General features: G+C 68.4%; 27 protein-coding genes and 3 pseudogenes. 25 read left to right on the top strand and 5 right to left on the bottom strand.

What is annotated here, in order from left to right; genetic code table 11:
- Positions 1–67: 67 nt before the first annotated feature.
- From ACPCUW_RS18370 to ACPCUW_RS18295, 16 genes are all read left to right on the top strand, one after another.
- Positions 68–637 (top strand): TetR/AcrR family transcriptional regulator, encoded by a 570-nt coding sequence (locus tag ACPCUW_RS18370; protein WP_423426090.1) that lies wholly within the window; start codon positions 68–70, stop codon positions 635–637.
- A 93-nt stretch (positions 638–730) separates the two neighbouring features.
- Positions 731–1,831 (top strand): amidohydrolase family protein, encoded by a 1,101-nt coding sequence (locus tag ACPCUW_RS18365; RefSeq protein WP_423426089.1) that lies wholly within the window; start codon positions 731–733, stop codon positions 1,829–1,831.
- A gap of 320 nt (positions 1,832–2,151) precedes the next feature.
- Complete coding sequence (rpsP, locus tag ACPCUW_RS18360; protein WP_030513065.1) at positions 2,152–2,586, top strand: 30S ribosomal protein S16; 435 nt, start codon at positions 2,152–2,154, stop codon at positions 2,584–2,586.
- On the top strand, positions 2,586–2,828 hold the full coding sequence (locus tag ACPCUW_RS18355) for an RNA-binding protein (RefSeq protein ID WP_036503663.1): 243 nt from the start codon (positions 2,586–2,588) through the stop codon (positions 2,826–2,828). The genes rpsP and ACPCUW_RS18355 overlap by 1 nt, the downstream gene beginning before the upstream one ends.
- Positions 2,829–3,368: a ribosome maturation factor RimM gene (rimM, locus tag ACPCUW_RS18350; RefSeq protein ID WP_063018387.1), complete on the top strand. Its 540-nt coding sequence runs from the start codon at positions 2,829–2,831 to the stop codon at positions 3,366–3,368.
- A gap of 44 nt (positions 3,369–3,412) precedes the next feature.
- The gene (gene trmD / locus ACPCUW_RS18345; protein WP_030513068.1) at positions 3,413–4,096 is read left to right on the top strand and encodes a tRNA (guanosine(37)-N1)-methyltransferase TrmD; all 684 of its coding nucleotides are present in this window, start codon (positions 3,413–3,415) and stop codon (positions 4,094–4,096) included.
- A gap of 275 nt (positions 4,097–4,371) precedes the next feature.
- Positions 4,372–6,840, top strand: a complete 2,469-nt coding sequence (locus tag ACPCUW_RS18340) for a Tex family protein (RefSeq protein ID WP_181065123.1) — start codon at positions 4,372–4,374, stop codon at positions 6,838–6,840.
- A 144-nt stretch (positions 6,841–6,984) separates the two neighbouring features.
- A complete protein-coding gene (locus ACPCUW_RS18335) occupies positions 6,985–7,947 on the top strand; it encodes a hypothetical protein (protein WP_423426141.1) in 963 nt (320 codons plus the stop codon).
- A gap of 175 nt (positions 7,948–8,122) precedes the next feature.
- Entirely contained in the window at positions 8,123–8,464 is a 342-nt protein-coding gene (gene rplS / locus ACPCUW_RS18330) for a 50S ribosomal protein L19 (protein WP_030513071.1), read from the top strand.
- A 144-nt stretch (positions 8,465–8,608) separates the two neighbouring features.
- Positions 8,609–9,445, top strand: coding sequence for a signal peptidase I (lepB, locus tag ACPCUW_RS18325; RefSeq protein WP_169812472.1), 837 nt, complete (start codon positions 8,609–8,611; stop codon positions 9,443–9,445).
- 111 nt (positions 9,446–9,556) lie between these two features.
- Entirely contained in the window at positions 9,557–10,258 is a 702-nt protein-coding gene (locus ACPCUW_RS18320) for a ribonuclease HII (protein WP_255401827.1), read from the top strand.
- Positions 10,259–10,328: 70 nt separating this feature from the next.
- Entirely contained in the window at positions 10,329–10,634 is a 306-nt protein-coding gene (locus tag ACPCUW_RS18315; protein WP_011210678.1) for a DUF2469 domain-containing protein, read from the top strand.
- 145 nt (positions 10,635–10,779) lie between these two features.
- Positions 10,780–11,136, top strand: coding sequence for a YraN family protein (locus ACPCUW_RS18310; protein ID WP_063018385.1), 357 nt, complete (start codon positions 10,780–10,782; stop codon positions 11,134–11,136).
- Complete coding sequence (locus ACPCUW_RS18305; protein ID WP_423426087.1) at positions 11,136–12,644, top strand: YifB family Mg chelatase-like AAA ATPase; 1,509 nt, start codon at positions 11,136–11,138, stop codon at positions 12,642–12,644. Before ACPCUW_RS18310 ends, ACPCUW_RS18305 begins: the two co-directional genes overlap by 1 nt.
- Before the next feature lie 403 nt (positions 12,645–13,047).
- Positions 13,048–14,184, top strand: coding sequence for a DNA-processing protein DprA (gene dprA / locus ACPCUW_RS18300; RefSeq protein ID WP_423426139.1), 1,137 nt, complete (start codon positions 13,048–13,050; stop codon positions 14,182–14,184).
- A gap of 104 nt (positions 14,185–14,288) precedes the next feature.
- Positions 14,289–15,212 carry a tyrosine recombinase XerC gene (locus tag ACPCUW_RS18295; protein ID WP_423426085.1) on the top strand — a complete coding sequence of 308 codons (924 nt, stop codon included), beginning with the start codon at positions 14,289–14,291 and terminating at the stop codon, positions 15,210–15,212.
- 212 nt (positions 15,213–15,424) lie between these two features.
- Here ACPCUW_RS18295 and ACPCUW_RS18290 read toward each other — a convergent pair whose 3' ends face one another.
- Positions 15,425–15,937, bottom strand: a complete 513-nt coding sequence (locus tag ACPCUW_RS18290) for a DUF1990 family protein (RefSeq protein WP_423426083.1) — start codon at positions 15,935–15,937, stop codon at positions 15,425–15,427.
- A 149-nt stretch (positions 15,938–16,086) separates the two neighbouring features.
- Between ACPCUW_RS18290 and ACPCUW_RS18285 the strand changes: the two genes are divergently transcribed.
- Positions 16,087–16,854: a siderophore-interacting protein gene (locus ACPCUW_RS18285; protein ID WP_423426082.1), complete on the top strand. Its 768-nt coding sequence runs from the start codon at positions 16,087–16,089 to the stop codon at positions 16,852–16,854.
- Between the two features lie 54 nt (positions 16,855–16,908).
- Here the strand turns inward: ACPCUW_RS18285 and ACPCUW_RS18280 are convergent.
- Positions 16,909–17,358, bottom strand: a pseudogene (locus tag ACPCUW_RS18280) (M23 family metallopeptidase); the annotation flags it as partial.
- Positions 17,359–17,882: 524 nt separating this feature from the next.
- On the opposite strand from ACPCUW_RS18280, the pseudogene ACPCUW_RS18275 reads away from it, so the two are divergent.
- The 4 genes and pseudogenes from ACPCUW_RS18275 to tsf all read left to right on the top strand — a co-directional run.
- Positions 17,883–18,203: pseudogene (locus ACPCUW_RS18275) on the top strand (YidH family protein); the annotation flags it as partial.
- The gene (locus ACPCUW_RS18270) at positions 18,200–18,565 is read left to right on the top strand and encodes a DUF202 domain-containing protein (RefSeq protein ID WP_064903939.1); all 366 of its coding nucleotides are present in this window, start codon (positions 18,200–18,202) and stop codon (positions 18,563–18,565) included. The pseudogene ACPCUW_RS18275 and the gene ACPCUW_RS18270, both read left to right, overlap by 4 nt.
- A 270-nt stretch (positions 18,566–18,835) precedes the next feature.
- Positions 18,836–19,714 (top strand): 30S ribosomal protein S2, encoded by an 879-nt coding sequence (rpsB, locus tag ACPCUW_RS18265; RefSeq protein WP_036503641.1) that lies wholly within the window; start codon positions 18,836–18,838, stop codon positions 19,712–19,714.
- Positions 19,715–19,837: 123 nt separating this feature from the next.
- Positions 19,838–20,662, top strand: coding sequence for a translation elongation factor Ts (tsf, locus tag ACPCUW_RS18260; RefSeq protein WP_423426079.1), 825 nt, complete (start codon positions 19,838–19,840; stop codon positions 20,660–20,662).
- A gap of 60 nt (positions 20,663–20,722) precedes the next feature.
- Here tsf and ACPCUW_RS18255 read toward each other — a convergent pair whose 3' ends face one another.
- Entirely contained in the window at positions 20,723–21,052 is a 330-nt protein-coding gene (locus ACPCUW_RS18255; protein WP_423426077.1) for a hypothetical protein, read from the bottom strand.
- Between the two features lie 198 nt (positions 21,053–21,250).
- On the opposite strand from ACPCUW_RS18255, the gene pyrH reads away from it, so the two are divergent.
- The 3 genes from pyrH (at position 21,251) to ACPCUW_RS18240 (ending at position 23,597) form a co-directional block, all read left to right on the top strand.
- Entirely contained in the window at positions 21,251–21,985 is a 735-nt protein-coding gene (pyrH, locus tag ACPCUW_RS18250) for a UMP kinase (protein WP_030513088.1), read from the top strand.
- 63 nt (positions 21,986–22,048) lie between these two features.
- A complete protein-coding gene (frr, locus tag ACPCUW_RS18245; protein WP_064904025.1) occupies positions 22,049–22,606 on the top strand; it encodes a ribosome recycling factor in 558 nt (185 codons plus the stop codon).
- Between the two features lie 103 nt (positions 22,607–22,709).
- Entirely contained in the window at positions 22,710–23,597 is an 888-nt protein-coding gene (locus ACPCUW_RS18240) for a phosphatidate cytidylyltransferase (RefSeq protein ID WP_064904027.1), read from the top strand.
- Positions 23,598–23,615: 18 nt separating this feature from the next.
- On the opposite strand, the gene ACPCUW_RS18235 is transcribed toward ACPCUW_RS18240, so the two are convergent.
- Complete coding sequence (locus tag ACPCUW_RS18235; protein ID WP_423426075.1) at positions 23,616–23,978, bottom strand: LapA family protein; 363 nt, start codon at positions 23,976–23,978, stop codon at positions 23,616–23,618.
- Between the two features lie 135 nt (positions 23,979–24,113).
- On the opposite strand from ACPCUW_RS18235, the gene rlmN reads away from it, so the two are divergent.
- Complete coding sequence (rlmN, locus tag ACPCUW_RS18230; RefSeq protein ID WP_063014965.1) at positions 24,114–25,223, top strand: 23S rRNA (adenine(2503)-C(2))-methyltransferase RlmN; 1,110 nt, start codon at positions 24,114–24,116, stop codon at positions 25,221–25,223.
- Here rlmN and ACPCUW_RS18225 read toward each other — a convergent pair.
- Positions 25,220–26,507, bottom strand: a pseudogene (locus ACPCUW_RS18225) (MFS transporter). The gene rlmN and the pseudogene ACPCUW_RS18225 sit on opposite strands and share 4 nt — an antisense overlap.
- Positions 26,508–26,564 lie beyond the last annotated feature (57 nt).

Below are 26,564 nucleotides of genomic sequence, written 5' to 3'. Positions count from 1 at the left end.
GAACGAGCGTTCTCGGCGGACTCCGGTAGCATAGGAGAACGATGGTTCTCACGCAAGGGAGACGGTTGTGCAGGGTGAAGCGGATGCCGCGCGGGTCCTCGGCGCGGCCGACCGGCTGTTCAACGAACGCGGAATTCAGGGCGTCGGTATGGACGCGATCCGAGATGCCGCGGATGTGCCGCTGAAACGGCTCTACCGCGACTTTCCCTCGAAGTCCGATCTCGTGCACGCGGTCTTGACGCGGCGCGATAACGACGTGCGCACCGCGCTCGCGCGGTACGTCGACGACAACGCGAGCACTCCCCGGGAGCGGGTGCTGGCGGTGTTCGACTTCCTGTACGAGTGGTTCAGCGGGCCCGATTTCCGCGGCTGCCTGTTCATCAATACGGTGGGGGAACTGGGCGGCACATCCGACGAGGTCGGCCGGATCGCCGCCCGGCACAAGCGTGCGGTGCGTGACTATCTGGCTGATCTCGTGACCGAGTGTGCGCTGCCCGAATCCGTGGCCGACCAGTTGCTGATCGTCGCCAACGGCGCGATGGTCACGGCCGCGATGCACGACGACCCCGAGGTGGCGCGACAGGCGCGAGCCGTCGCCGACATCCTGCTGCGCGCGGCCCGCCCCGTCGGCGAATGAGGTGACGACTATCGCCGACCGGCCTCGCCGCGGAAGTCCCGGTAGGTTGGGATCGGGCGGCGATCGGCTTCCGGCGATGTGGTGAGGAGCGATATGCGGATGCATCTGCGTGGGGTGGTCCTTCCCGGCGACGAGGTGCGCGATCTGTGGGTCCGCGACGGGGTGATCTCCTTCGAACCGGTGCGTGACGCCGAAACCGTGTGTGACACAGGGTGGATCGTGCCGGGGCTGGTCGACGCGCACTGCCACGTCGGCATTCGCTACGGCGGCGGGCACGAGGATCGCGAGGGCGCGATCGCGCAGGCGGAGGTGGAACGCGACGCGGGTGCGCTGCTGCTGCGCGATGCCGGATCCCCCATCGACACCCGCTTCATCGACGATCATCACGAACTGCCGGAGATCATCCGGGCCGGCCGCCACATCGCCCGTCCCAAGCGGTATATCCGCGAACTGGGCATCGAACTGAACGACGAGCGCGACCTGCCCGATATCGTCGCCGAACAGGCCCGCTTCGGCGACGGCTGGGTCAAGATCGTCGGCGACTGGATCGATCGGTCCGCCGGTGATCTGCGGCCGTTGTGGAGCGACGCGATCCTGAAGGAGGCCATCGACGCCGCGCACCGGGAGGGAGCCCGCGTCACCGCGCACGTCTTCGGTGAAGACGCGCTACCAGGGTTGATCAACGCCGGAATCGACTGCCTCGAGCACGGCACCGGACTCACCGACGACACCATCGAGATGATGGCCGAACACGGCACCGCTCTGGTGCCCACGCTGGTGAATATCGACACCTTCCCCGATATCGCCGACAGTGCGGCCAAATTCCCGGTCTACGCCGCCCATATGCGCGATCTGCACCGCCGGGTCCGCGACACCGTCGCCGACGTCCACGCGGCGGGGGTGCCGATCTACACCGGCACCGACGCCGGCGGTTCGATCCGGCACGGCCGCATCGCCGACGAGATCGACGCGCTGGCCGGTGCCGGGCTGTCGCGGCACGAGGCGCTGGCCGCGGCCTCGTGGCGGGCCCGGGAGTGGCTCGGCCGACCGGGTATCGAGGACGGCGCACCGGCCGATTTCGTCGTCTACCGCACCGATCCGCGGTCGAGTCGCGATGCGCTCGACGCCCCGGCCTACGTCGTCCTGCGCGGGCGGGTGTACCCGGGCCGGGATCCGGTCACCGGACACCGCTAGGGCCGTCGGGGCGACGAACTGCGCGGCAACGGCGCTGGTCACCGACCTGCGCGTGCTCGGGGAAACGGCCCGCTCGGTGCGGGGCGATTTCTCCGGGCGCGGGCGCGTCTGGCACAATGAACGACCGTCCTCGTCGACGACCGCGACTCGCTCGCGGTTCCGTATTCGGGGACAGTGTCAGCCCGTCTCCGGTTACGTACCGCGCGGCGGTCACACACTCAACGCAAAACCGGGTCCGCACCCCGTGCGGGCTGCTGAATTGCGCCGTGACCACTCAGGCTGCCCTCGGGCGGCCGCCATCGAAAGGCATTGATACAGCCATGGCTGTCAAGATCAAGCTGACCCGTCTGGGCAAGATCCGCAACCCCCAGTACCGCATCGTCGTCGCCGATGCGCGCACCCGCCGCGACGGCCGCGCCATCGAGAACGTCGGCAAGTACCACCCGAAGGAAGAGCCCTCGCTGATCGAGGTCGACTCCGAGCGCGTGCAGTACTGGCTGGGTGTCGGCGCGCAGCCGACCGAGCCGGTCAAGCGTCTGCTGGAGATCACCGGCGACTGGCAGAAGTTCAAGGGCCTGCCGGGCGCCGAGGGCACCCTGAAGGTCAAGGCCGCCAAGCCGAGCAAGCTGGACCTGTTCAACGCTGCCCTGGCCGCCGCCGACAGCGAGCCGGTCGCCGAGGCCGTCACCCCCAAGAAGAAGAAGTCCAAGGCCGCCGAGGGTGAGGCCGAGGCCGCGACCGAGGCTGCCGAGTAATGAGTGCGGTCGTCGCCGATGCCGTCGAGCACCTGGTGCGCGGCATCGTCGCGAATCCGGACGACGTGCGCGTCGATCTGATCACCAGCCGGCGTGGACGCACCGTCGAGGTCCACGTCCACCCCGATGATCTGGGCAAGGTGATCGGCCGCGGCGGTCGTACCGCGACCGCGCTGCGCACCCTGGTCGCCGGCATCGGTGGCCGCGGTATCCGGGTCGACGTGGTCGATACCGATCAGTAGATGGAACTGGTAGTCGGGCGGGTCGCCAAATCGCACGGTGTGCGCGGCGAACTCGTGGTCGAGGTACGTACCGACGAACCCGAACTCCGCTTCGCTCCCGGCGCCCGCCTGCGTGGCCGGGCGCCGAGAAGCGAAGCGGTGGACATATTCACGGTGGAGTCGGCCCGAGAGCATTCGGGCCGGCTTCTCGTTCGTCTCGAGGGTGTCGGCGACCGTACCGCCGCGGATGCGTTGCGCGGCACTCTGTTTCTCGTCGATACCGCGGAACTGCCGCCGTCGGAGGATCCCGACGAGTTCTACGACCACGAACTCGAAGGTCTGAGCGTTCGGCTCGCGGACGGCACCGAGATCGGCACCGTGAACGAGGTCCTGCATTCGGCCGCGGGCGAACTGCTGTCGATCCGGGCCGGTGCGGGCGCCGGCGGGCGTGCCGGCCGGGAAATCCTGGTGCCCTTCGTGACCGCGATCGTGCCGACCGTGTCGGTCGCCGAGGGCCTGATCGTGATCGACCCACCCGAAGGCCTGCTGGACGAGGAGTAGCGATGGGCACCGGAGCCGACGATCCCGCGCAGCGCTCGTCAGCTCTGCGCATCGACGTCGTCACCATCTTCCCCGAATATCTCGAGCCGCTGCGGACGGCGTTGCTGGGCAAGGCGATCGAGAAGGGCATCGTCGAGCTCGGCGTGCACAATCTGCGGCGCTGGACCCACGACGTGCACCAGTCGGTCGACGACGCTCCCTACGGGGGCGGGCCGGGCATGGTCATGAAACCCGTCGTCTGGGGTGACGCGCTCGACGAGGTGTGCCCGGACGAGGCGTTGCTCGTCGTGCCGACCCCGGCCGGAGTGCCGTTCACCCAGGAAACCGCCCAGCGCTGGTCCGCCGAATCGCATCTGGTCTTCGCCTGCGGCCGCTACGAGGGGATCGATCAGCGCGTCTTCGACGATGCCGCCCGCCGGGTCCGGGTGGAAGAGGTCAGCATCGGCGACTACGTCCTGATCGGCGGGGAAGCCGCCGTGCTGGTGATGGCCGAGGCGGTGGTGCGCCTGATCCCCGGCGTCCTGGGCAATCAGGCCTCCCACCAACAGGATTCGTTCTCCGACGGGCTGCTCGAAGGCCCCAGCTACACCCGGCCGGTGAGCTGGCGCGGACTCGATGTGCCCGAGATTCTGCTGTCGGGCAATCACGCGCGCATCGACGCGTGGCGCCGTGAACAGTCACTGCGGCGCACCCGGGAGCGCCGCCCGGATCTGCTGCCGCCGGAGTAGCCGAAAACTCTGCGCGACAGGACTTCACCGGTCGAGGCGTCGCATTAGCCGTGTCGCCGCATCGCGTGCAGGACGTGGCCGACGCGCCCATACGGGGTGCGGATGTGTGGTCGCCGGGGTTGCCCAGTTCGTTCGCAGTCACGAGGTCGGCGAGGCTGTGGCCAGCCGGTTTTCGGTCATTTCCGTTCGCGGCGCGCCGGCACCGGGTGCGGCTGCGTGCGCACCGGGCGCTCCACCTGGTCCGCTGTCGGAGGCCGACGGTAGTGTCAGCCAGCGTGACGACAGCCTCCGAACCCGTCAGCACCGAAGCAACCACCGGCACGGAAGCCGCCGCCCCTGGAAAGGTGCGCCTGGCCAGTGTCGGCAGGCGGATCGCCGAGGAGCTCTCGGTCCGTGACGAACAGGTCCGTGCCGCCGTAGAGCTGCTCGACGGCGGGTCGACCGTGCCGTTCATCGCCCGCTACCGCAAGGAGGTGACCGGCGGGCTCGACGACGCGCAGCTGCGGCAACTGGAGGAGCGGCTGCACTACCTGCGCGAACTCGACGAGCGCCGGAACTCGATCCTGGAATCCATTCGCGGACAGGGCAAGTTGGACGCCGCGCTGGAACAGCAGATCATGCTCGCGGAGACCAAGGCTCGCCTCGAGGACATCTACCTGCCCTACAAGCCGAAGCGGCGCACCAAGGCGCAGATCGCCCGCGAGGCCGGACACGAACCGGTCGCGGACGCCCTCATCGGCGACCCCACCACCGATCCGTCCGGCTACACCGCCGAACAGCTCGACGGGGCCCGCGCGATTCTGGTCGAGCGATTCGCCGAAGACGCCGACCTCGTCGGTGAACTGCGCGAATTGATGTGGGAGCGCGGCCAGGTCACCTCGCGGGTCCGGACCGGCAAGGAAGAGGCCGGGGCCAAATTCGCCGACTACTTCGAGTTCAGCGAACCGTTCGCCAAACTGCCCTCGCACCGCATCCTGGCGCTGCTGCGCGGCGAGAAGGAAGACGTGCTGAGCCTGTCGCTCGAATCCGATACCGAGGAACCGGAGCCGGGGCAGCGCACCATCTACGAGGGCCGGATCGCGCACAAGTTCGGCATCGCCGACCAGGGGCGCCCGGCCGACACCTGGCTGCTCGACACCGTGCGCTGGGCGTGGCGGACCAAACTGCAGGTCAGCCTCGGCATCGATATCCGGATGCGGTTGCGGCAGTCCGCCGAGAAGGACGCCGTCGACATCTTCGCCGCCAACCTGCGTGACCTGCTGCTCGCCGCACCCGCCGGCACCCGCACCACCATGGGCCTGGACCCGGGCTACCGCACCGGCGTGAAGGTGGCCGTGGTGGACGGCACCGGCAAGGTGGTGGCCACCGAGACGATCTATCCGCACAAACCGCAGGGCCAGACGGAGAAGTCGCTGGCGGTGCTCGGGGCGCTGGTGGCGCGGTTCGACGTGGAGCTCATCGCGATCGGCAACGGCACCGCTTCCCGGGAGACCGATGCCCTTGCCGTGGAACTGATTTCGCGGATCGGTGCGACGCCCGGCGCGCGGAAGCCGACCAAGATCGTGGTCTCGGAAGCGGGCGCCTCGGTGTATTCCGCCTCCGCGTACGCCTCGCAGGAACTGCCGGAACTGGACGTCTCGCTGCGCGGCGCGGTTTCGATCGCGCGGCGGCTGCAGGATCCGCTGGCCGAACTGGTGAAGATCGAGCCGAAGTCCATCGGCGTCGGCCAGTACCAGCACGACGTCTCCGAGACCCTGCTGGCCCGGTCGCTGGGCGCGGTGGTCGAGGACGCGGTGAACGCGGTCGGTGTCGACGTCAACACCGCCTCCGTGCCGCTGCTGTCCCGTGTCTCCGGCATCGCCTCCTCGGTCGCGGAATCGATTGTCGCGCATCGCGATCAGAACGGCCCGTTCCGCAGCCGCACCGCGCTGCTTGAGGTTCCGCGGCTGGGCCCCAAGGCATTCGAGCAGTGCGCGGGCTTCCTGCGCATCCGCGGCGGCGACGACCCGCTGGACTCCTCGGCCGTGCACCCCGAGGCCTATCCCGTGGTGCGCCGGATCCTGGAGGCGACCGGACGCGACGTGCCCGGCCTGATCGGCAACACCTCGGCCCTGCGGGCACTGCGGCCGGGCGAATTCACCGACGAGAAATTCGGTGTGCCGACCGTCACCGACATCATCGCCGAACTCGAGAAGCCCGGCCGTGACCCGCGCCCGGAATTCAAGACCGCCGAATTCGCCGCCGGCGTGGAAAAGGTCGCCGACCTCGAACCCGGCATGGTGCTCGAAGGTGTGGTGACGAACGTGGCCGCCTTCGGCGCCTTCGTCGATGTGGGTGTCCATCAGGACGGTCTCGTCCACGTCTCGGCCATGTCGCATTCGTTCGTCCGCGATCCCCGCGAGATCGTGAAATCCGGTGACGTGGTGAAGGTGAAGGTGCTGGAGGTCGACGTCGCCCGCCAGCGCATCGGCCTGAGCCTGCGTCTGGACGACGAGCCCGGCGCGGGCAAAGCCGAGAAGGGCGGCGCGGGCCAGCGCGGCGGGCAGAACCGGGGTGGTCAGCCGCGCGGCGGCCAGGGCAATCAGGGCCGCGGCGGCCAGGATCGCGGCGGCCAGGATCGCGGCGGGCAGAACCGGGGCGGCGGCCAGAACAAGGGGCAGGGCCGCAATCAGCAGCGTCGCGGTGCGCCCGAACCGTCGGGCTCGATGGCGGATGCGCTGCGCCGCGCCGGTTTCGGGCGGTAAGCCTCGGCGGCCGCCGCATTCGGGTTTGCCCCGACTGCGGCGGCCGGGTACGAGACAATGGAGTCGCGGGGTCAGGTCTCGATGATCGGCCTCGCGGGGCATCACTACCCCGACACCCCGGTTCCGAATGAGGGGACGACGGCTGTGCGGCGCTGGTTCGACGACGCGATCCTCGCGGAGGGACGCCTGCCGTTGCTGTGCTTCCTGCTCGGCTTCATCGTCGGATTCCTGTTGATCCGGCTCAGTGTGCGGATGATTCGCAAGCAGGTGCGCTGGTGGCCGGGCAACCTGCGCGCCGGCAACGTGCACATTCACCACATGGTGTTCGGCGTGGTGCTGGTTCTGGCCTCGGGACTGGGATTGGTCGCGACCTACAACACCGGGGTCGGCACGATCTCCGCGCTCGCCTCGACCTTCGGTATCGGCGCGGCGCTGGTGCTCGACGAATTCGCGCTGATCTATTACCTGCGCGACGTGTACTGGGAGGAACAGGGACGCACCTCCGTCGATGCGGTGTTCGTCGCGGTCGCGGTCACCGGGTTGCTGTTGCTCGGCTTCCACCCGCTGTGGCTGCTCGACGTCAACGACATCCGGCACGACAACAGCGTCGCGGGACGCAGTTTCCTCGGCGTCTTCGCGCTGGTGAATCTGGTGCTGGCCGCGATCGTCATCGCCAAGGGCAAGATCTGGACCGGATTGTTCGGCATGTTCTTCCTGCCGCTGCTCGTCGTGGGCGCACTGCGGCTGAGCCGGCCGGGTGCGCCGTGGGCCCGCTGGCGCTACGGCGAGCGCCGCCGCCTGATGTACCGGGCGGTCGTGCGCGAACGCCGGTACCGGCGGCCGGTGATCCGGGCCAAGATCTTCGTGCAGGATCTGGTCGCCGGCAAACCCGATGTCGCGCACGTCCGCAGTGCGGCCGAGCAAGAATTGGCGCGTACCGTGGTCCCCGCTCCGCCCGCCCACCTGCGGACCAGAGCGATGCGGGCCACCATGCGCGACGGACCGGACCGCACCGGGCCTGCCGCCGCGCCGCCACCGGCGGGTACGCCGGGACCGGCCGACGCGGGCGACCTGACGGCGGCCCACCCACAGCACACCGGACATTGACGCCGGGACGACGCGGATCCTGGGGGCGATTTTTCCCGCAGCGGCCTGATCTGGCACAATGCTCAGGTTGCTCTGGGCGCATTCGACCCGGCGCACCGCCCAATATCCGGAGCACGAACCGGCCGAGCAGTTGCCGCCAGGTTCCTCTGTTCACGCGAACTTCCAAAGGACGGAAATGAACACCCTCGACTTCGTCGACGAAAAGTCGCTGCGCACCGATATCCCGGACTTCCGCCCGGGTGACACGGTGAACGTGCACGTGAAGGTTATCGAAGGTAACAAGGAGCGCATCCAGGTCTTCAAGGGTGCGGTCATCCGCCGCCAGGGCGGCGGCATCCGCGAGACCTTCACCGTGCGCAAGGTGTCGTTCGGCGTGGGTGTCGAGCGCACCTTCCCGGTACACAGCCCCAACATCGACCACATCGATGTGGTGACCCGCGGTGACGTCCGCCGGGCCAAGCTGTACTACCTGCGCGATCTGCGCGGCAAGGCCGCCAAGATCAAGGAGAAGCGCTGAACATCAGGGCTCTGCCCGTTCACGCCCGCCCCCGGTCCTCGCGACCGGGGGTTTTTCTTTTACCGGCCGGGATATGCGCGCCTTCTCGGCACGCAGGGTGCGCCGGGGCGACGACGAACATGGCTGCGGGATAACCTGTTCGGCGTGGCAGACGAAAGCGAGTCGGTGGCGGTGCCCGGAGCCGATGACAAACGTGCCGGTGGCGAACGCAAAGACGAGTCCGCATCGCGCAGTCGGCGCGGCAGGCGTAAGCGGAAGCAGCGGCCCTTCTGGCAGGAACTGCCGATCCTGATCGTCATCGCCGCCGTGATCGCGGCGCTGGTGGTGAATTTCATCGGCCGGCCGTATGTGATCCCGTCACAGTCGATGGAACCGACGCTGCACGGCTGCACCGGCTGCACGGGCGACCGGATCTATGTCGAGAAGCTGAGCTACGACTTCGGTGATCCCAAGCCCGGCGACGTCGTGGTATTCGTCGGCCCGAGCGGTTCGTGGAACAAGTCCTACCACTCCAACCGCTCCAGCAATGTCGTCGTGCGCGGCGTGCAGAACTTCTTCTCGTTCTTCGGACTGGTGCCGCCGGATGAGAACGACTTGGTCAAGCGCGTGATCGCGACCGGCGGTCAGACCGTGCAGTGCTGCGATGCGCAGGGCCGGGTGATGGTCGACGGTAAACCGCTCGACGAGCCGTACGCGCACTACATCTACCCCTATCAGCCGGGGCTGGCCTATGCGACCAAGGTGGCCGGCGGGCTGTCGATCGACCCGCGCGGCCGCGAATTCGGCCCGGTGAAGGTGCCCGAGGGCAATCTGTGGGTGATGGGCGACAACCGCAACGAATCCGCGGACTCGCGCGCCCATGTCGACGACGAGTACTCCGGCACCGTGCCGGTCGACGCAGTGCGCGGTAAGGCGGTGTTCAAGATCTGGCCGCCGAGCCGGATCGGCCCGGTCCGGTCACAGAATCCGCAGACGAACTGAGGCGCGCGGCGCGAGATAATCGAGTCACGGGATAGTCGAACGGTAGGTGCAGTGGCGGAGACATCGCGACGCACGACGCGCAACGGTAAGGGCGGCAAGATCATCCGGCCGGTGGTTCGCACAGGAGACTGGCCGCCGCGAGTGGTGATGCGGCGGGCCGGTGGCCTGCGCACGCTGGAAGCGGCGCTGATCCGCAGTGGTCTCGGTCCGGTCGCGGGTGTCGACGAGGCGGGCCGGGGGTGCTGCGCCGGTCCGCTCGTGGTCGCGGCCTGTCTGCTCGCGCCCAAGGCCTACGATTCCCTTGCGGGACTGGACGATTCGAAGAAGCTGACCGAGGCCGTGCGCGAGCAGTTGTATCCGGTGATCGTGCGCCGGGCGCTGGCTTGGAAGGTCGTGGTGATTCCCGCGTGGGAGATCGACGCGATCGGCATCCATGTCGCCAATATCGAGGGCATGCGCCGGGCGGTGGCGGGTCTGGAGGTGCGGCCCGGCTACGTACTCACAGATGGCTTCCGGGTGCCGGGTATCAGCGTCCCGTCGCTGCCGGTGATCGGTGGTGACGCGGCGGCGGCCTGTATCGCCGCGGCCAGCATCCTCGCCAAGGTGACGCGCGACCGCATCATGGTCGCGATGGACCGTGACCTGCCCGGATACGGCTTCGCCGCGCACAAGGGCTACAACACGCCCGAGCATCTGGCGGCGCTGGAGCGGCTCGGGCCCAGTGACGAACACCGCCGGTCGTGGCGCAATGTCCGGGGCACCGAGGCCGCGGAGACCGGGCGGGTGGCCGCCGATACCGCCCATGCGGGATGATGTGAGCACGCTACACGCGTTCGTGGCGATAGAGGAGGATATTCCACCCGATGAGCGAGCGGAGCGAGGCATGAGCGCCGAGGACCTCGAGAAGTACGAAACCGAGATGGAACTCTCGCTGTATCGCGAGTACAAGGACATCGTCGGTCAATTTTCGTACGTCGTCGAGACCGAACGCCGCTTCTATCTGGCCAATTCTGTCGAGTTGCGCCCGCAGAACGCCGACGGTGAGGTGTATTTCGAGGTGCGGATGTCGGATGCGTGGGTGTGGGATATGTATCGGCCCGCCCGCTTCGTCAAACACGTCCGCGTGATCACGTTCAAGGACGTGAATATCGAGGAACTGGAGAAGCCGGACCTGCGCCTCCCCGAATAGCGCGCAGGTAGCGAGAGCGGGCCCGACCTGGGGAGATCGGTCGCCGGCCCGGCTGGTGATCCACAGCCCCGGGTTCATCCACAGGCTTTCTGTTTCCGCAGGTGAGACCGGCGGACCGTAGTTTCGCCGACGGCATGCTGAGCAGGTGGCACACAATCTGGCGCTCGGCGCCCACGGAGAAGAACTGGCCGCGCAGTTCCTGCAGGGGGCCGGGATGCGGATCGTCGAACGAAATTGGCGGTGTCGCTACGGCGAATTGGATCTCATCGCCCGGGAAGCGGACACCACGGCCTTCGTCGAGGTCAAGACCCGTTCCGGGCTGGGGTTCGGCACACCGGCCGAGTCGGTGACCTTCGCCAAACAGCAGCGCATTCGCCGGCTCGCGCTGCTGTGGCTGGCCGAACAGAGCGGACCGTGGCGGCGGGTCCGCTTCGATGTGGTGTCGGTCCTGCTGCTCCCCGGCCGGGACGCGCGGATAGAGCACGTCCGGGCGGCGTTCTGATGGCCCTGGGACGCGCTCATTCGGTGGCCGTGACCGGGGTGGACGGACAACTCGTCGAGATCGAAGCCGATATCGGGCAGGGATTGCCGTCGGTCCATCTGGTCGGGCGTCCGGACACCACCCTGCAGGAATCGCGGGACCGGGTCCGGGCCGCGGTCGCGAACTCGGGTGAGAAGTGGCCCGACGGCCGCGTCATCCTCGCCCTGTCGCCCGCCACGTTGCCGAAGGTCGGCAGCGTGTACGACCTGGCATTGGCCGCGGCCGTGCTGCACGCCGGTGATTCGGTGCCCGGGTCGAAGCTCGCCGGTACGGTGCTGCTCGGTGAACTGGCCCTCGACGGCCGGGTACGGCGGGTGCGGGGCATCCTTCCCGCCGTGCTGGCGGCGCGGACCGCCGGTCGCAGGACCGTCGTGGTGCCCGAGTCGGTGCTAGGTGAGGCCGGGCTGGTGGACGGGATCACTGTGCTCGGGGCGCCGACACTGCGCGCGCTGATCGACTGGTTGCGCGGGGAGGGCGAACTGTCGGCTCCGGACGGTAGCTACACCGCCCCGCGACGAAGTATCGGCGATCTCAACGAGGTGGTCGGACAGGACGAGGCTCGCTGGGCATTGGAGGTGGCCGCGGCCGGCGGCCACCATCTGTTGCTGACCGGCCCGCCCGGCATCGGCAAAACCATGTTGGCGCAACGTCTTCCGGGGCTGTTGCCGGCGTTGACGGAATCGGAGTCGCTGGAGGTCACCGCCATCCATTCGGTGGCCGGGACGCTGTCGGACGATCATCCGCTCATCACGACGGCACCGTTCGTGGCACCGCACCATTCGACCTCCGTATCGGCGATGGTGGGCGGTGGTTCCGGATCCGCACGGCCGGGCGCCGTCAGCCGGGCGCATCGCGGCGTCCTCTTCCTCGACGAATGTGCCGAAATCGGCACCAAGGTGCTGGAGGCGTTGCGAACCCCCTTGGAGGAGGGCGAGGTTCGCATCGCCCGTCGTGACGGCGTGGCGCGATACCCGGCGCGATTCCAGCTCATTCTGGCGGCGAATCCGTGTCCGTGCGCTCCGGCCCGCGACGTCGACTGCATCTGTGCACCGCTGGCCCGCCGCAGGTATCTGGGCAAACTGTCAGGCCCGCTCATGGATCGCATCGACATCTGGGTCCAGATGCATGCGCACGCCGCCGGGACGTTCACTTCCTCCGACGCCGAATCCAGTGTGGTCGTGCGGGAACGGGTCGAGCTGGCGCGCCGGGCCGCGACGCGGCGCTGGTCCGAGTACGGGTGGACCGTCAACGCTGAGGTACCGGGACATGTGCTGCGCCAGCGCTTCCGGCTGCCGGCGGATGCGCTGGCGCCGGTGGAGAGCGCGCTGCGCCAGGGCCGGATGTCCGCCCGGGGTGCGGACCGGGCGATCCGAGTCGCCTGGACCGTCTGCGACCTACGCGGGGGAGAAGTGCCGTCGGCGCAGGACGTGCTGCAGGCGTTGAACTTTCGGCAACGCGGCGTGTCCTGAAGCGTCGAGCGTTGCCGGTCGGCGCCCATCGTATGGGCGTGGGCGTGGGCGTGGGCGTGGGCGTGGGCGTGGGCGTGGGCGTGGGCGTGGGCGTGGGCGTGGGCGTGGGCGTGGGCGTGGGTACGGATGACCGAATGCGGAGTTAAGGGAGGGAATTGATGATCCGTCGATCGATGGGCCGCGTGGGGACGGTGGTCGCCGAGCGCGGCCGGAGTCGGGAACGAGCGGAGAGCCACAGCGTGTTTCGCAGGTCGGGCGACGACACGACCGCGATACGGGCCTGTCCGGTTCCGCGACACCACCCGCGACATGCGGGCCGCGTCCGCGGCGAGGCGGAGGTGTGGCGGTGACCGGTCACAGCGTCGGCGGGGGCGGCGATTCGGGTGGTGGCGTCGCGTCCCTGGTGACCGTCGACGCGGACGAACAACGGCTGGCGTGGGTCTATCTGTCCCGTGTGGTGGAGGGCCCGTGTCCGGCGTTGTCGGCGCTCATCGCACGAGTCGGCGTGGTGGAGGCCGCACGTGCGGTGCGGGAATGCGATCTGCCCGCATCGCTGCGCGGTCCGACCGAACGCCGGCGCGAGATCGACCGTGCCGAGCGTGATCTCGAGCTGATGGCGCGCATCGGCGGACGGGTGATCACGCCGGACGATCCGGAGTGGCCGCAGTGGCGCCTGCTGGGCCTGACGCAACTCGACCCGGCCCGCGACGCCGACGCCGGGGTGCCGCTGGTGCTGTGGGCCCGCGGTCCGTTGTCACTGCAGCAGTACACCGAACAGGCCATCGCCGTGGTCGGCGCACGCTGCTCCTCGGGATACGGCGAACAGGTCACCGCCGAACTCGCGGGCGAACTGGCCGCGCACGGCTGGACGATCGTGTCCGGTGCCGCCTTCGGCATCGACGGGATGGCGCATCGCGCGGCGCTGGCCGTCGGCGGCAACACGATTGCCGTGCTGGCCTGCGGGATCGACCGGCCCTATCCCGCTCAGCACGAACGCCTCCTGGCCGAGATCGCCGAAACGGGTGTGGTGGTGAGCGAGTATCCGCCCGGCGCAGCCGCTCACAAACACCGGTTCCTGGCTCGGAACCGCTTGATCGCCGCCCTGTCCGACGGGGTGCTGGTGATCGAGGCGGGCATGCGCAGCGGCGCGCGCAATACCGCGAAATGGGCGCGGCGCCTGGGCCGTCCGGCCCTCGCGGTGCCGGGGCCGATCACCGCCGCGGCGTCGGTCGGCTGCCACCGGATGATCCGCGACCGCGAAGCGATTCTCGTCAGTCGGGTCGACGAAATCCACGACGAGGTCGGACCGCTGCGACTGTCACTGCCTGGGAGCAGCGAAGCCGGCGCCGATCTGGCCGGGGACCAGGCGGCCGTCTTCGCCGAACTGCCGGTGGCCGGTTCGCGACTGCCGAAACAGATCGCCGACGAGAGCGGCCTCGCCATCCACGCGGTGCGCGCGGCACTGGTTGGCCTCGAGGTCGCCGGCCTGGTCGGGTCGGACAGTTCGGGCTGGTTCCGCACCGTGCGAAAGGAGGCGTGAAAGGCGAATGCGACGTGCGTGCTCCGCGGTGATCTGCGAGTCCTTCCGTACTGCTGTCGGCGCGGTGGCTTGCGCGCCGGCCGGGCGCCGGTGAACGTGGAGAAATGGACGGATTACCGGGCGATCTCGTGGATCTGCTCGAGCAGTACGAACGGCATCTGCTGCTGGGACGCAACCGGTCCGCGCACACGGTGCGGGCCTATCTCGGGGATGCGCGATCCCTGTTGGAGCATCTGTGCGCCCGGTCGCCCGATGCCGCGGTGGGAGAGATCGATCTGCCGCTGTTGCGATCGTGGCTGGCCGAACAATCGGCCGGGGGCGCAGCCCGGACCACCATGGCGCGGCGTGCCTCGGCGGCGCGGACGTTCACCGCCTGGCTGACCCACACCGGCCGCCTCGCGGCCGATCCCGGTCCACGGCTGGGCGCGGCCCGTGCGCACCGGGTGCTGCCCGCCGTACTGGGCAAGGATCAGGCCGATGCCGCCATGAACGCCGCGGAATCCGGTGCGGCGCAGCGTGACCCGATGGCTCTGCGGGATCGGCTCGTGGTGGAGATGTTGTACGCCACCGGAATCCGGGTCAGCGAACTGTGCGGACTCGACATCGATGACGTGGACCGGGGCAGGAGGCTGGTGCGGGTATTGGGCAAGGGCAACAAGGAGCGCTCGGTGCCGTTCGGCCTGCCCGCCGATCGGGCACTGGAGAATTGGCTGAACTTCGGGCGCCCGCACCTGGCCACCACCGAATCCGGGCGAGCGCTGCTGCTCGGCCGGCGCGGCCGCCGGCTGAACCAGCGCCAGGCCAGAACCGTTGTCCACGAGGTTGTTTCGGCCGTACCGGGAGCACCGGACATGGGTCCGCACGGCCTGCGCCACACCGCCGCGACCCATCTGCTGGAAGGCGGAGCCGACCTGCGCGTGGTCCAGGAACTGCTCGGTCACGCCAGTATGGCGACCACCCAGCTTTACACCCACGTCTCGATCGAACGGCTGAAGCGGGTGCACGACCAAGCCCATCCCCGCGCCTGAGGAGCGGAATCGCCGAGGCAGCGGCGCGGCGCGACCGTGGCCTCGTCGTAGGGTGGCCATGTCACGACCGCAGGGTGGCCGTGTTCCGCTGAGCTGCCGGGCTGAAACACGTTGTCGTGCAAGATACTGCGATGTCGCACGCCGATGGGACGACCTTATCGCCGATCCGACAATCGCCGCGCATGCCCGCCGAGGCCGACAACGGAAGTCGTCTACGGCCGGATGGCGTCGATGTAGCGGCCCGCGATGAAGTGCTGCACCGCACGGACCACAGGGCCGCCGAGTTTCGTGTACCAGGCGGCGGGCCGCGAGAAGGCGGCCACGACGCCGTAGACCGCCTCGTCGGCGGGGTCGTATTCCACCGCGAAGAGTTCCTCGCCGATTTCCGGGTGGCCCGGCAGGGTGCCGTAGGCGAAGCCGCGGCGGGTCGGCTCATCGACGACGTAGATCACCCGGCAGGGCGCCGTGATGCCGATACCGGCGATACCCAGGCGCACCGTCAGAGCCGTTCCCGGTTCGGCGGCCGGGGTATCGGCGTGTTCGAAAATGCCGGTGCCGCGCTGCATGCGGTAGGCCAGGATCTGATCGCCGGCGGATTCGAACAGCGCCCGTCCGCTGCCGATGCGACGGCGCAGCCGAAAGTGGTGATAGCCGGGCGGGAATTCCCCGGCGGTCGCTCCGACTTCCGGATAGGTGAACGGCTCGGCGGCCGGGAAATTCGCCATAACACCATCCTTACCCGCAGCGCAGTGCCGCGACATGGCGCATCGAAGCGAGATCGTCCTCTCGACATTATCGACGATATACTTCGAGCTATCGGAGATAAGTCGTGCTACGCTTCCTTAGGTAACCCTAATATCGGAGGTATCGCACTGTGGCTCGTACTCGCACCAAACTGTCCTTCGAGGTCAGGCGCACGCGACGCCTGACCGACCACATGATCCGGGTGTATCTGGGCGGCCCGGGTTTCACCGGTTTCCATCCCAACGGATTCACCGACGCCTACGTCAAACTGCTGTTCCCCGGCCCGGACGGTGAGACGACGCGCACCTATACCGTGAGCGCCGTCGACCCCGAGGCCGAGGAGATCGCGATCGATTTCGTCTACCACGGTGACGAGGGGGTCGCCGGGCCGTGGGCGGCCGCGGCTCGACCGGGCGACCGCATCGAACTCTTCGGGCCGGGCGGTGCGTATTCCCCCAAGTCGGAGGCGGATTGGCATCTGGCGGCCGGTGACGAGGCGGCTCTGCCCGCCATCGCCGCGGCGTGTGCCGCCCTGCCGTCCGACGCCCTCGGCCGGGTATTCGTCGAAATCGCCGGGCCCACGGACGAATTGGATTTCCCGCGCCCCGCGGCGGTCGAACTCGCGTGGGTACATCGTGGGGATCGCACCCCCGGCGAAGCGCTGGCCGCCGCGGTCCGTGCCGAGCCCTGGCGCGAAGGCCGCGTGCACGTCTTCATCCACGGCGAGGCCGACAAGGTCATGCACGATCTGCGGCGCTACGTCCGCACCGAGCGCGGGGTGCCGGCCGATTGGGCCTCGATCTCCGGATACTGGCGGCGCGGGCGCACCGAGGAGGGCTTCCGGCAGTGGAAACGTGAACTGTCCGAACAGGAATCCGCCGCCGAGGCCGTTCGCTAGATCGGCGCGGGCCTCCGCCGGACCTCGGCGGGCCTCCGAGGGCGCCGGCGGTCGCACCGGTTTCAGGCGCACGGGAGCGTGGCGCACCAGGCCGAGCGGGTCGAGATAGTCACGGCCACGCCGCAGACCCCAATGCAGACAGACGCCGGGACAACCGGCATGTCCGGATTGCAGCATCCCCAGGACCGCCCCGCGCTCGACCCGGCGACCGACCGGCACGTCCGCTCGTACCGGCTCGTAGGTCGTGCGCAGTCCGCCCGGATGGTCGACCGAGACGACCGGTTTGCCACCCACCTCACCCGCGAAGACGACGATTCCGGCACCGGCGGCGAGTACCGGCTGCCCGTCGGCGCCGGCGAGATCCACTCCGCGGTGGCCCGGTAGCCAGTCGTGCGGCGGTTTGTCGAAGCCGCGCACGACCGCCGGGCGCGGCTCCAGCGGCCAGCCGAATCCGGCCGGGGGCGCGGCGGACGCGCTCGCACCGCCGCAGCTCACGGCCATCATCACCACTCCCGGAAGAAATCTCGACAACCAGCGCATGCGTCCCACCCTCGCCGCAACCGACGGGCATGGAAAGATCGGTCTCGGCGTGTGTGGACAACTCGCAAGCATGTGAACAGGGCGCGTTCCCGGTGGGACGCCGCGGTGGTCGCTCGAGCCCGCCGGACTCGCCCGAGGAAGGTGCAGTCGATGGTCGCGTGTCGTGATTCCGCCGAATCGGTCACGGCCGTCCCGAGAACCTCCGCGGCGCATGTTGTTTCGTTCGGCAGACGGGTGATCGGCCCGTGCATGACCGGCGGCCGCCCGGCCGCCGTCTCCTCCGTGGACCGCGTTCGCCGGTGGTTCGGATCATGAGCGCCGAGACGCCCGACTCCGCCCCGGCCACACCGCCGGACCCGCGCACCGCGGACTCGAACCCGCCCGGCGCGCCCGCCGCCGCATCGTCGGCGCCCCCCGGGCCCCGCTCCGCCCGCGCGGGCACGGACACCGGCGGCGAACCGGCCGCGTCCGACGCGACGGAGGGCCCCGAACTCGACTATCGCTTCACCCTCGCCGGTGAACGCACCTTCCTGGCCTGGATCCGCACCGCCCTCGGCCTGCTCGCCGGTGGGGTCGCGGTGCACGAGTTGGTGCAGCCGTTCGGGCATTACGACATCCGATCGGCGCTGGCGATCAGCTGCATCGTGCTGGCGGCCGTGATCGCACTCGGCGCCCTCGGTCGCTGGCGGATGGTGGGGGCGGCGATGCGGGAGGGCCGTCCGCTCCCGCACACGGTGATGGTGCCGATTCTGGCGATCGGTATCGCGGTGATCGCCGTGCTGGCCGGCATCGGACTGCTGCTGTCATGACCTCGATCCCGCCGGAGCGCCCGCCTGCCGTGGCGGCCGATCGCGGTTTGCAGGCCGAGAGGACGGCGTTGTCGTGGTGGCGCACCGCCGTGGGGGCCATGGCCAACGCGCTGCTGTTCCTGCACGTGGCCTTGACCAGCGGCGACCGTGCGGCCCTCGTGCTCGCGCTGGTGGCGATCGGTGCGCTGGGCGTGGTGGCCACCGTCTGCGTAGTACGCAGCCGGACCCTGCACACTCATGCGTGGGGAAGCTGGAGCGACGGACGGTTCGCGATGTCGACGACGAGCGTGGCGATCTGCGTGGTGGCGCTTGCTGCGCTCGTCGTGGCGTTGCTGGAGTCGATGCCCGGTTGGCGACTGTGAGCTGATCTGCGGATCGGCGGGTTGCCCGGCGTCCGCTGAGCCCGCCCGCGAAACCGGGCGCTGACCACCCCGTTTATGTTCTCACCTGCGCTGGTCGTAGACTGGCCACGCGGTTCGCTGTACGCGGATCGACTTCGCGCGTCCGATCACGGTGCCGTCGGCTGGTCCTCCCGAAAATTCTTCCGGAAGGTCCGGCGGCCACGGACGCCAGGGCAGAGACCGACCCTCGGTTTCTGCGTCAACCGGCACAGGAAAGGCGGATACGCGGCTATGGCTGTCGTAACCATGAAGCAGCTGCTCGACAGCGGCGCACACTTCGGTCACCAGACCCGGCGGTGGAACCCGAAGATGAAGCGGTTCATCTTCACCGACCGCAACGGCATCTACATTATCGACCTGCAGCAGACGCTGACCTACATCGACAAGGCCTACGAGTTCGTCAAGGAGACCGTCGCCCACGGTGGCACCGTTCTCTTCGTCGGCACCAAGAAGCAGGCTCAGGAGTCGATCGCGGCCGAGGCGACTCGCGTCGGGATGCCCTACGTCAACCAGCGCTGGCTGGGTGGCATGCTCACCAACTTCTCCACCGTGCACAAGCGGCTGCAGCGCCTGAAGGAACTCGAGGCGATGGAGCAGACCGGTGGTTTCGAGGGCCGCACCAAGAAGGAAATCTTGATGCTGACCCGCGAGAAGAACAAGCTGGAGCGCACCCTCGGCGGTATCCGCGATATGGCCAAGGTGCCCTCGGCCATCTGGGTCGTCGACACCAACAAGGAGCACATCGCCGTCGGTGAGGCTCGCAAGCTGAACATCCCGGTCATCGCGATCCTGGACACCAACTGCGACCCCGACCTGGTCGACTACCCGATTCCGGGTAACGACGACGCGATCCGCTCGGCCGCGCTGCTCACCAAGGTTGTCGCTTCCGCGGTCGCCGAGGGCGTGCAGGCCCGTGCCTCCCGCGCCTCGGGCGATGTGAAGCCCGAAGCCGGCGCCGGCGAGCCGCTCGCCGAGTGGGAGCAGGAACTGCTGGCGCAGGCGACCCCGGCCGCCGAGGGCGGCGAGGCTGCCGCCGAGGCTCCGGCCGAGACCGCCGCCGAGGCGGAGCTGAAGGAAGAACCGGCCACCAAGACCCCGGCCGACTTCTGATCCGGCGCGGTTCCCACCGCGATTGTCTGTTCACCTTGCCGGCCCTTCCTGTTCGGAAGCGGTCGGCATGGTGGTGCTAAGAGACCTGACAACTTTCGTAAATCTTCGAGGAGGCTCGCCACGATGGCGAACTACACCGCCCAGGATGTGAAGCGGCTCCGCGAGCTCACCGGCTCCGGAATGATGGACTGCAAGAAGGCCCTGGAGGAGACCGACGGCGACTTCGATAAAGCCGTCGAGGTTCTGCGGATCAAGGGCGCCAAGGATGTCGGCAAGCGCGCCGAGCGCGCCACGGCCGAGGGTCTGGTCGCCGCGCAGAACGGCGTGATGATCGAGCTCAACTCCGAGACCGACTTCGTCGCCAAGAACGACGAGTTCCAGAACACCGCCGGCGACATCGTCGACGCCGCCGCCAAGGTGCGCCCGGCCGATCTGGAGGCGCTCAAGGCCGTCGACGTCAACGGCAAGACCGCCGACCAGGTGGTGCAGGAGCTGGCCGCCAAGATCGGCGAGAAGCTCGAGCTGCGTCGCGTCGTGTCCTTCGAGGGCCCGGTCGCGACCTACCTGCACAAGCGGTCCTCGGACCTGCCGCCGGCCGTCGGCGTGCTCGTCGAGTACCAGGGTGAGGGCGCCGCCGCCGCCGAGGTTGCTCGCGCCGCCGCGATGCAGATCGCCGCGCTGAAGGCCAAGTACCTGACCCGCGAGGAGGTCCCGGCCGAGGTCGTCGCCAAGGAGCGCGAGATCGCCGAGGCGACCGCCAAGGAAGAGGGCAAGCCGGAGGCCGCGCTGCCGAAGATCGTCGAGGGCCGGGTGAACGGCTTCTACAAGGACGTCGTCCTGCTGGAGCAGTCGTCGGTCACCGACAGCAAGAAGACCGTCAAGCAGCTGCTGGACGAGGCCGGTGTCACCGTCACCCGCTTCGCTCGCTTCGAGGTCGGCCAGGCCTGATACACCGCAAAGGCCCCCGGCGCGACGAATTCCGTTGCGCCGGGGGCCTTTCGGTATCGATCAGCCACCGGTGCCGCAGTGGCCCGTTCCCGGCATGATGCATTCGTTGCTCCCGGTGATGGCCCAGTTCGCCAGGAACGGTATGACGGGGAGCAGGCTGATGATCGGCGTGCTGTTGTCCACGCTGCCGAACGCCGCCGCGGTGCTGCCGGTCGGGATCGGTCCGGTGAAACTGGTCGGCGTGGCGGAATCGAGGTTGTCCGGCGCCGCTGTGGCCTCCGGTGTCAGCGGAACGACCGCCGCCGTGGCGGGAGAGACGACGGCGAGGGGTGCGGCGCCGAGCAACGCTGCGGCGCAGAGAAAGTGAACCGTCCGGCGAGTGATCTTCATGCGGCCGCACCTTATTTGAAACAACAACGTTTCGGAGTGGGATCCGGGAATTGCGGCGTATTCGAGGGTCGGCTCACCGGCTCGACCTCGCGTGGTGCAGGATGGACGCAGCGTGTTACCGTCCCGCGCGAACAATCGCACCCGGGAGGGTAATTTCCCGTGCGTGCGCTCGCTCGACTGCCGAGGACTAGGAGACCGATGACGGACCCGGATACGGCGCCCGACCGCAAGGGCTATCGCCGAGTACTCCTCAAATTGGGTGGGGAGATGTTCGGCGGCGGCGAGGTCGGGCTCGACCCGGATGTGGTCCAGACCGTAGCCGAGCAGATCGCCGAGGTCGTCTCGACCGGCGTGCAGGTGGCGGTGGTCATCGGTGGCGGCAACTTCTTCCGCGGCGCCGAACTCGAGGAGCGCGGCATGGAGCGGGCCCGCTCCGATTACATGGGTATGCTCGGCACCGTGATGAACAGCCTTGCGCTGCAAGACTTTCTGCAGAAGCAGGGTGTCGACACCCGGGTGCAGACGGCCATCACCATGGGACAGGTCGCGGAGCCGTATCTGCCCCTGCGGGCGAAGCGGCACCTCGAGAAGGGCCGCGTGGTGATCTTCGGGGCCGGTATGGGCATGCCGTACTTCTCCACCGACACCACCGCGGCGCAGCGCGCGCTCGAGATCGGCGCCGAGGTGGTGCTGATGGCCAAGGCCGTCGACGGCGTCTTCACCGCCGACCCCAAGGTCGAGGCGGAGGCGATCATGTTCTCCGAGATCACCCACAAGGAAGTCCTCGAGCGCGGACTCAAGGTGGCCGATGCGACCGCGTTCAGTTTGTGTATGGACAACCAGATGCCGATGCTGGTGTTCAATTTGTTGATCAAGGGCAATATCGCCCGCGCGGTGGCCGGTGAGAAAATCGGCACACTGGTTCGGTCCTGAACCCTGCGGGGATCGGTCCTCGCGAATTCCGGGCCCCGAAACGATGCTGTGGAGGAAACGGTCGTGATTGATGAAGCGCTCTTCGACGCCGAGGAGAAGATGGAAAAGGCTGTCTCGGTGGCGAAGGACGACCTCGGAGGTATTCGGACCGGCCGCGCCAACCCGGGCATGTTCAACCGGGTCGTGGTCGAGTACTACGGCTCGCCGACGCCGATCACCCAGATGGCCAGCATCACCGTGCCCGAACCGCGCATGGTCGTCATCAAGCCCTACGAGCAGGGGCAGTTGCAGACGATCGAGACCGCGATCCGCAATTCGGATCTGGGCGTGAATCCGACCAACGACGGCACGATCATTCGCGTGGTGATTCCGCAGCTGACCGAGGAGCGGCGGCGGGAATTGGTGAAGCAGGCGAAATCCAAGGGTGAGGACGCCAAGATCGCCATTCGCAATGTGCGGCGCAAGTCGATGGATGAGCTGAGCCGCATCCAGAAGGACGGCGAGGCCGGTGAGGACGAGGTCGGTCGCGCCGAGAAGGAACTGGACAAGACCACCCAGAAGTACGTTGCCCAGATCGACGAGCTGGTCAAGCACAAGGAATCGGAACTGCTCGAGGTGTGAGACTCGGCCCGGCGCGACGATGCGGCACGGGCCCGGGGACGGAGTGGACGAATAAGTGAGCGACGGGACAATCGTGGCCGAAGACGCCGCAGCCGGCGAGACGATGCCGGTGAGCGACCCGGCCGGTGCAACACCGGCTCCCGACACGCCCTCGGCGCAGCCGAGCGGTAAGCCCTCACGCGCCGGTCGCAACTTACCGGCCGCGCTGGCGGTCGGTGTCGGCCTCGGCGCATCGCTGATCGCGATCCTGCTGTTCGTTCCGAAGGTTCTGATCGGAGTCATCGCGGTCGCGATGGCGATCGCCACCTGGGAGGTCGCCAAGCGGCTGCGCGAGGCCGATGTCCTGGTGCCGCGGGTGCCGCTGATCGTCGGCGGGCAGGCGATGATCTGGCTGGCCTGGCCCTACGGCCCCCAGGGCGTGGCGGGTGCGTTCGCGGCGACCGCGCTGGTGTGCATGGTCTGGCGGCTGTTCGACCACGGCTTGTCGGCCACGCCGCGAAACTTCCTGCGCGACACCGCGATCACGGTATTCGTGGTGTCCTGGATCCCGCTGCTGGCCTCGTTCGCGGTGTTGATGCTGCAACAGGACGACGGCAATCTCCGGGTGCTGACCTTCATGATCCTGGTGGTCTGCTCCGATGTCGGCGGTTACGTGGCCGGGGTGCTGTTCGGCCGCCATCCGATGGTGCCGGCCATCAGCCCGAAGAAGTCCTGGGAGGGTTTCGCCGGCTCGCTGGTGTTCTGCATCATCGGCGGACTGCTCACGGTGACGCTGCTGCTGCAGGCCAATTCGATGATCGGCGTGCTGCTGGGCATCGCGGTCGTGCTCGTTGCGACCTGCGGGGATCTGATCGAATCGCAGATCAAGCGCGAGCTGGGCATCAAGGACATGGGCACGCTGCTGCCCGGACACGGCGGCATCATGGATCGCCTCGACTCGATGCTGCCCTCGGCGTTCGTCTCCTGGCTGGTGCTGACCGCCCTGCTCTGAGACCCCGCCGCTCCGGGTTCAGCGCCGCTTCGCCGCGCGCCGCAACTGCATGATCCGCCAGCCGCCGGCCAGCGCCATCACCAGCGCTCCGGCGATCACCGACAGCAGCAGCGTGACGCCGAGCGGCAGGTTGAACTGCCAGAAGAACAGGTGGATCCGCACCTGATCGAGGTTCTGCAGGATGAAGATCAACAGCAGCACCCCGATTACCGCCGCCGCCACCAGCGCCACCCAGGTGTAGCCCGCGCGGGTTTTCAGGGCTCGGTTGCGCCGGACGGGTGCGGTCGAGGGCGGAGTGTCGACGCGCGGAGTGTCGACGCGCGGGGGATCGGTGTGCGGGACCGGATCCGGTCCGTGGCTCGGTACTGCGTCGCTGGTCATATTTCGATCATTCCCGATCGCTATGGCGGATATGCGTATCTCCGGAATACCCGTTCGGCCGCGCCGTAACTGTGATCGGGTTATCCCTGCCCGCAGGCGGCGGGCCGGTACCGGCAATGCGACACTGGAAGGGTTATGACTACCTCCCTGCCGCTCGTTTTCGATGCCCCGCGCCGTGGAATGCCGCCGCGGCATCTCGCCGACCTCGATTCGGCCCAGCGGCGGCAGGCGGTGGAGGAGCTCGGACTGCCGAAGTTCCGGGCCGATCAGATCGCCCGGCAGTACTACGCGCGGTTGCAGGCCGACCCGCGGCAGATGACCGATCTGCCCGAGCCGATGCGGGAGAAGATCGCGGAGGCGCTGTTCCCGCCGCTGCTCAGCGAGGTGCGGCAAGTGGTGTGCGACGAGGGAACCACCCGCAAGACCCTGTGGCGCGCAGGTGACGGCACGCTGCTCGAGAGCGTGCTGATGCGCTATCCCGACCGCAACACGCTGTGTATCTCCAGTCAGGCCGGCTGCGGTATGGCCTGCCCGTTCTGCGCGACCGGCCAGGGCGGACTGAATCGCAATCTATCGACCGCCGAAATCGTCGACCAGGTGCGCGCGGCCGCCGCGGCGTTGCGTGACGGCGAGGTGGCCGGCGGTGTCGGCCGGCTGTCGAACATCGTGTTCATGGGGATGGGTGAGCCGCTCGCCAACTACAAGCGCGTGGTGGCGGCGGTCCGGCGAATCACCGCGCCCGCCCCGGACGGCCTGGGTATCTCGCAGCGCAACGTGGTCGTGTCGACCGTCGGCCTGGCCCCCGCAATCCGCAAACTGGCCGACGAGGGCCTGTCGGTGACGCTGGCCGTCTCCCTGCACACACCGGACGACGAATTGCGAGATACGTTGGTGCCGGTCAACAATCGCTGGTCGGTCGCCGAAGTACTCGACGCCGCACGGTATTACGCCGACAAGACCGGCCGTCGGGTCTCGGTCGAATACGCCCTGATCCGCGATATCAACGACCAGCCGTGGCGCGCCGACATGCTGGGCTCGAAACTGCACAAGGCACTCGGCTCCCGCGTCCACGTCAACCTCATCCCGCTCAACCCGACGCCGGGCTCCAAATGGGACGCGTCGCCGAAACCCGTCGAGCGGGAATTCGTGCGACGAGTGGAGGCACAGGGTGTGCCCTGCACGGTGCGCGATACCCGGGGGCAGGAGATCGCCGCGGCCTGCGGGCAATTGGCGGCCGAGGGTTAACTCGGTGCGCTGTCGGTCGAGCCGGTAGCGCCGCTTCCGGATCGCAGGGCGAACACACCGAGACCCGCGAGCACCATCGATGCCCCCACCACCCACAGCCCCGCGCGCTGGGTTCCCGTCAGGTCGGCCAGCCAGCCGGTGAGATACGGCGCCGCGAACCCGCTGACATTGCCGAGCGAATTGATCAGGGCGATCCCGCCGGCCGCGGCGGCTCCGGACAGGAATGCGCTCGGCAGGGCCCAGAAGGTGGGCAGCGCGGCGAGCACACCGACGGCGCAGACGGTGACCGCGGACATCGCCGCGAACGGATTGTCCAGGTACAACGCGACCGGAATGGCGAGGCCGCCGATGATCGCCGTGGCGGCCCCACCACACCATCGCGACCGCGCCGATCACATAGGGCACAGCGGTGATCAGGCCACGCTGCACCACCGAGTAGTGGGTCCCGTACTGCTGCTGGAATCCGGCCACGATGGTGGGCAGGAAGAAGCCGAGGGCGTAGAGCCCGTAGACGATGCCCGCGTAGATCGCGGCCAGTCCGAGTATGCGCGGATGGGTCAGAGATCGGCGCACCGTCCAGTGTTCGGTGCGCTGAACCGAGCGCTGCTCCGCCGTGAGTTCGATTGCCAGCCAGCTCCTTTCCTCGGCCGACAACCAGCGGGCCTGCTCCGGCCGATCAGTGAGGTAGAACCAGGTCACCACCGCCAGCAGCAAGGCCGGCAGGCCCTGCACGAGGAACATGAACCGCCAGCCGCTGAGCCCGAAGACGTTGTCCCCGTACTCGATGAGCAGGCTCGACAGTGTGGATCCCAGAGCGGTCGACAGTGGCACCGCGGTCATGAACAGGGCGACGATACGGGCCCGGTAGCGCTGGGGAAACCAGAAGGTCAGATACAGCAGAATGCCCGGGAAGAATCCGGCCTCCGCCACGCCCAGCAGAAAGCGCAGCACGATGAGGACCGTCTCGTTGGGCACGAACGTCATCGCGGTGGCGACGATGCCCCAGGTGAGCATGATGCGGGCGATCCAGCGCCGCGCACCGAACCGGTGCAGCGCCAGATTGCTCGGCACTTCCAGCACGAGATAGCCGAGAAAGAAGATGCCCGAGGCGAATCCGAACGCGGTCTCCGACATGCCGAGGTCGGTCTTCATCCCACTGGGCCCGGCGAAACCCACGTTCACCCGATCCAGGTAATTGACGAAGTAGAGCAGGCACAGAAACGGCACCAGCCGAATCGTCACCTTGCGTACGGTCGCGGTGGCGACGTCGGCAGGGGCGATCATCATCCGTACTCTGCGCATTCGCGGCCGGCCAGTCAAATCGGGTTCGCGGGCGCGCTC

It is taken from the genome of Nocardia sp. AB354, assembly GCF_049538315.1.
Lineage (GTDB): Bacteria > Actinomycetota > Actinomycetes > Mycobacteriales > Mycobacteriaceae > Nocardia > Nocardia nova.
This window is presented reverse-complemented; position numbering and strand designations above follow the sequence as displayed.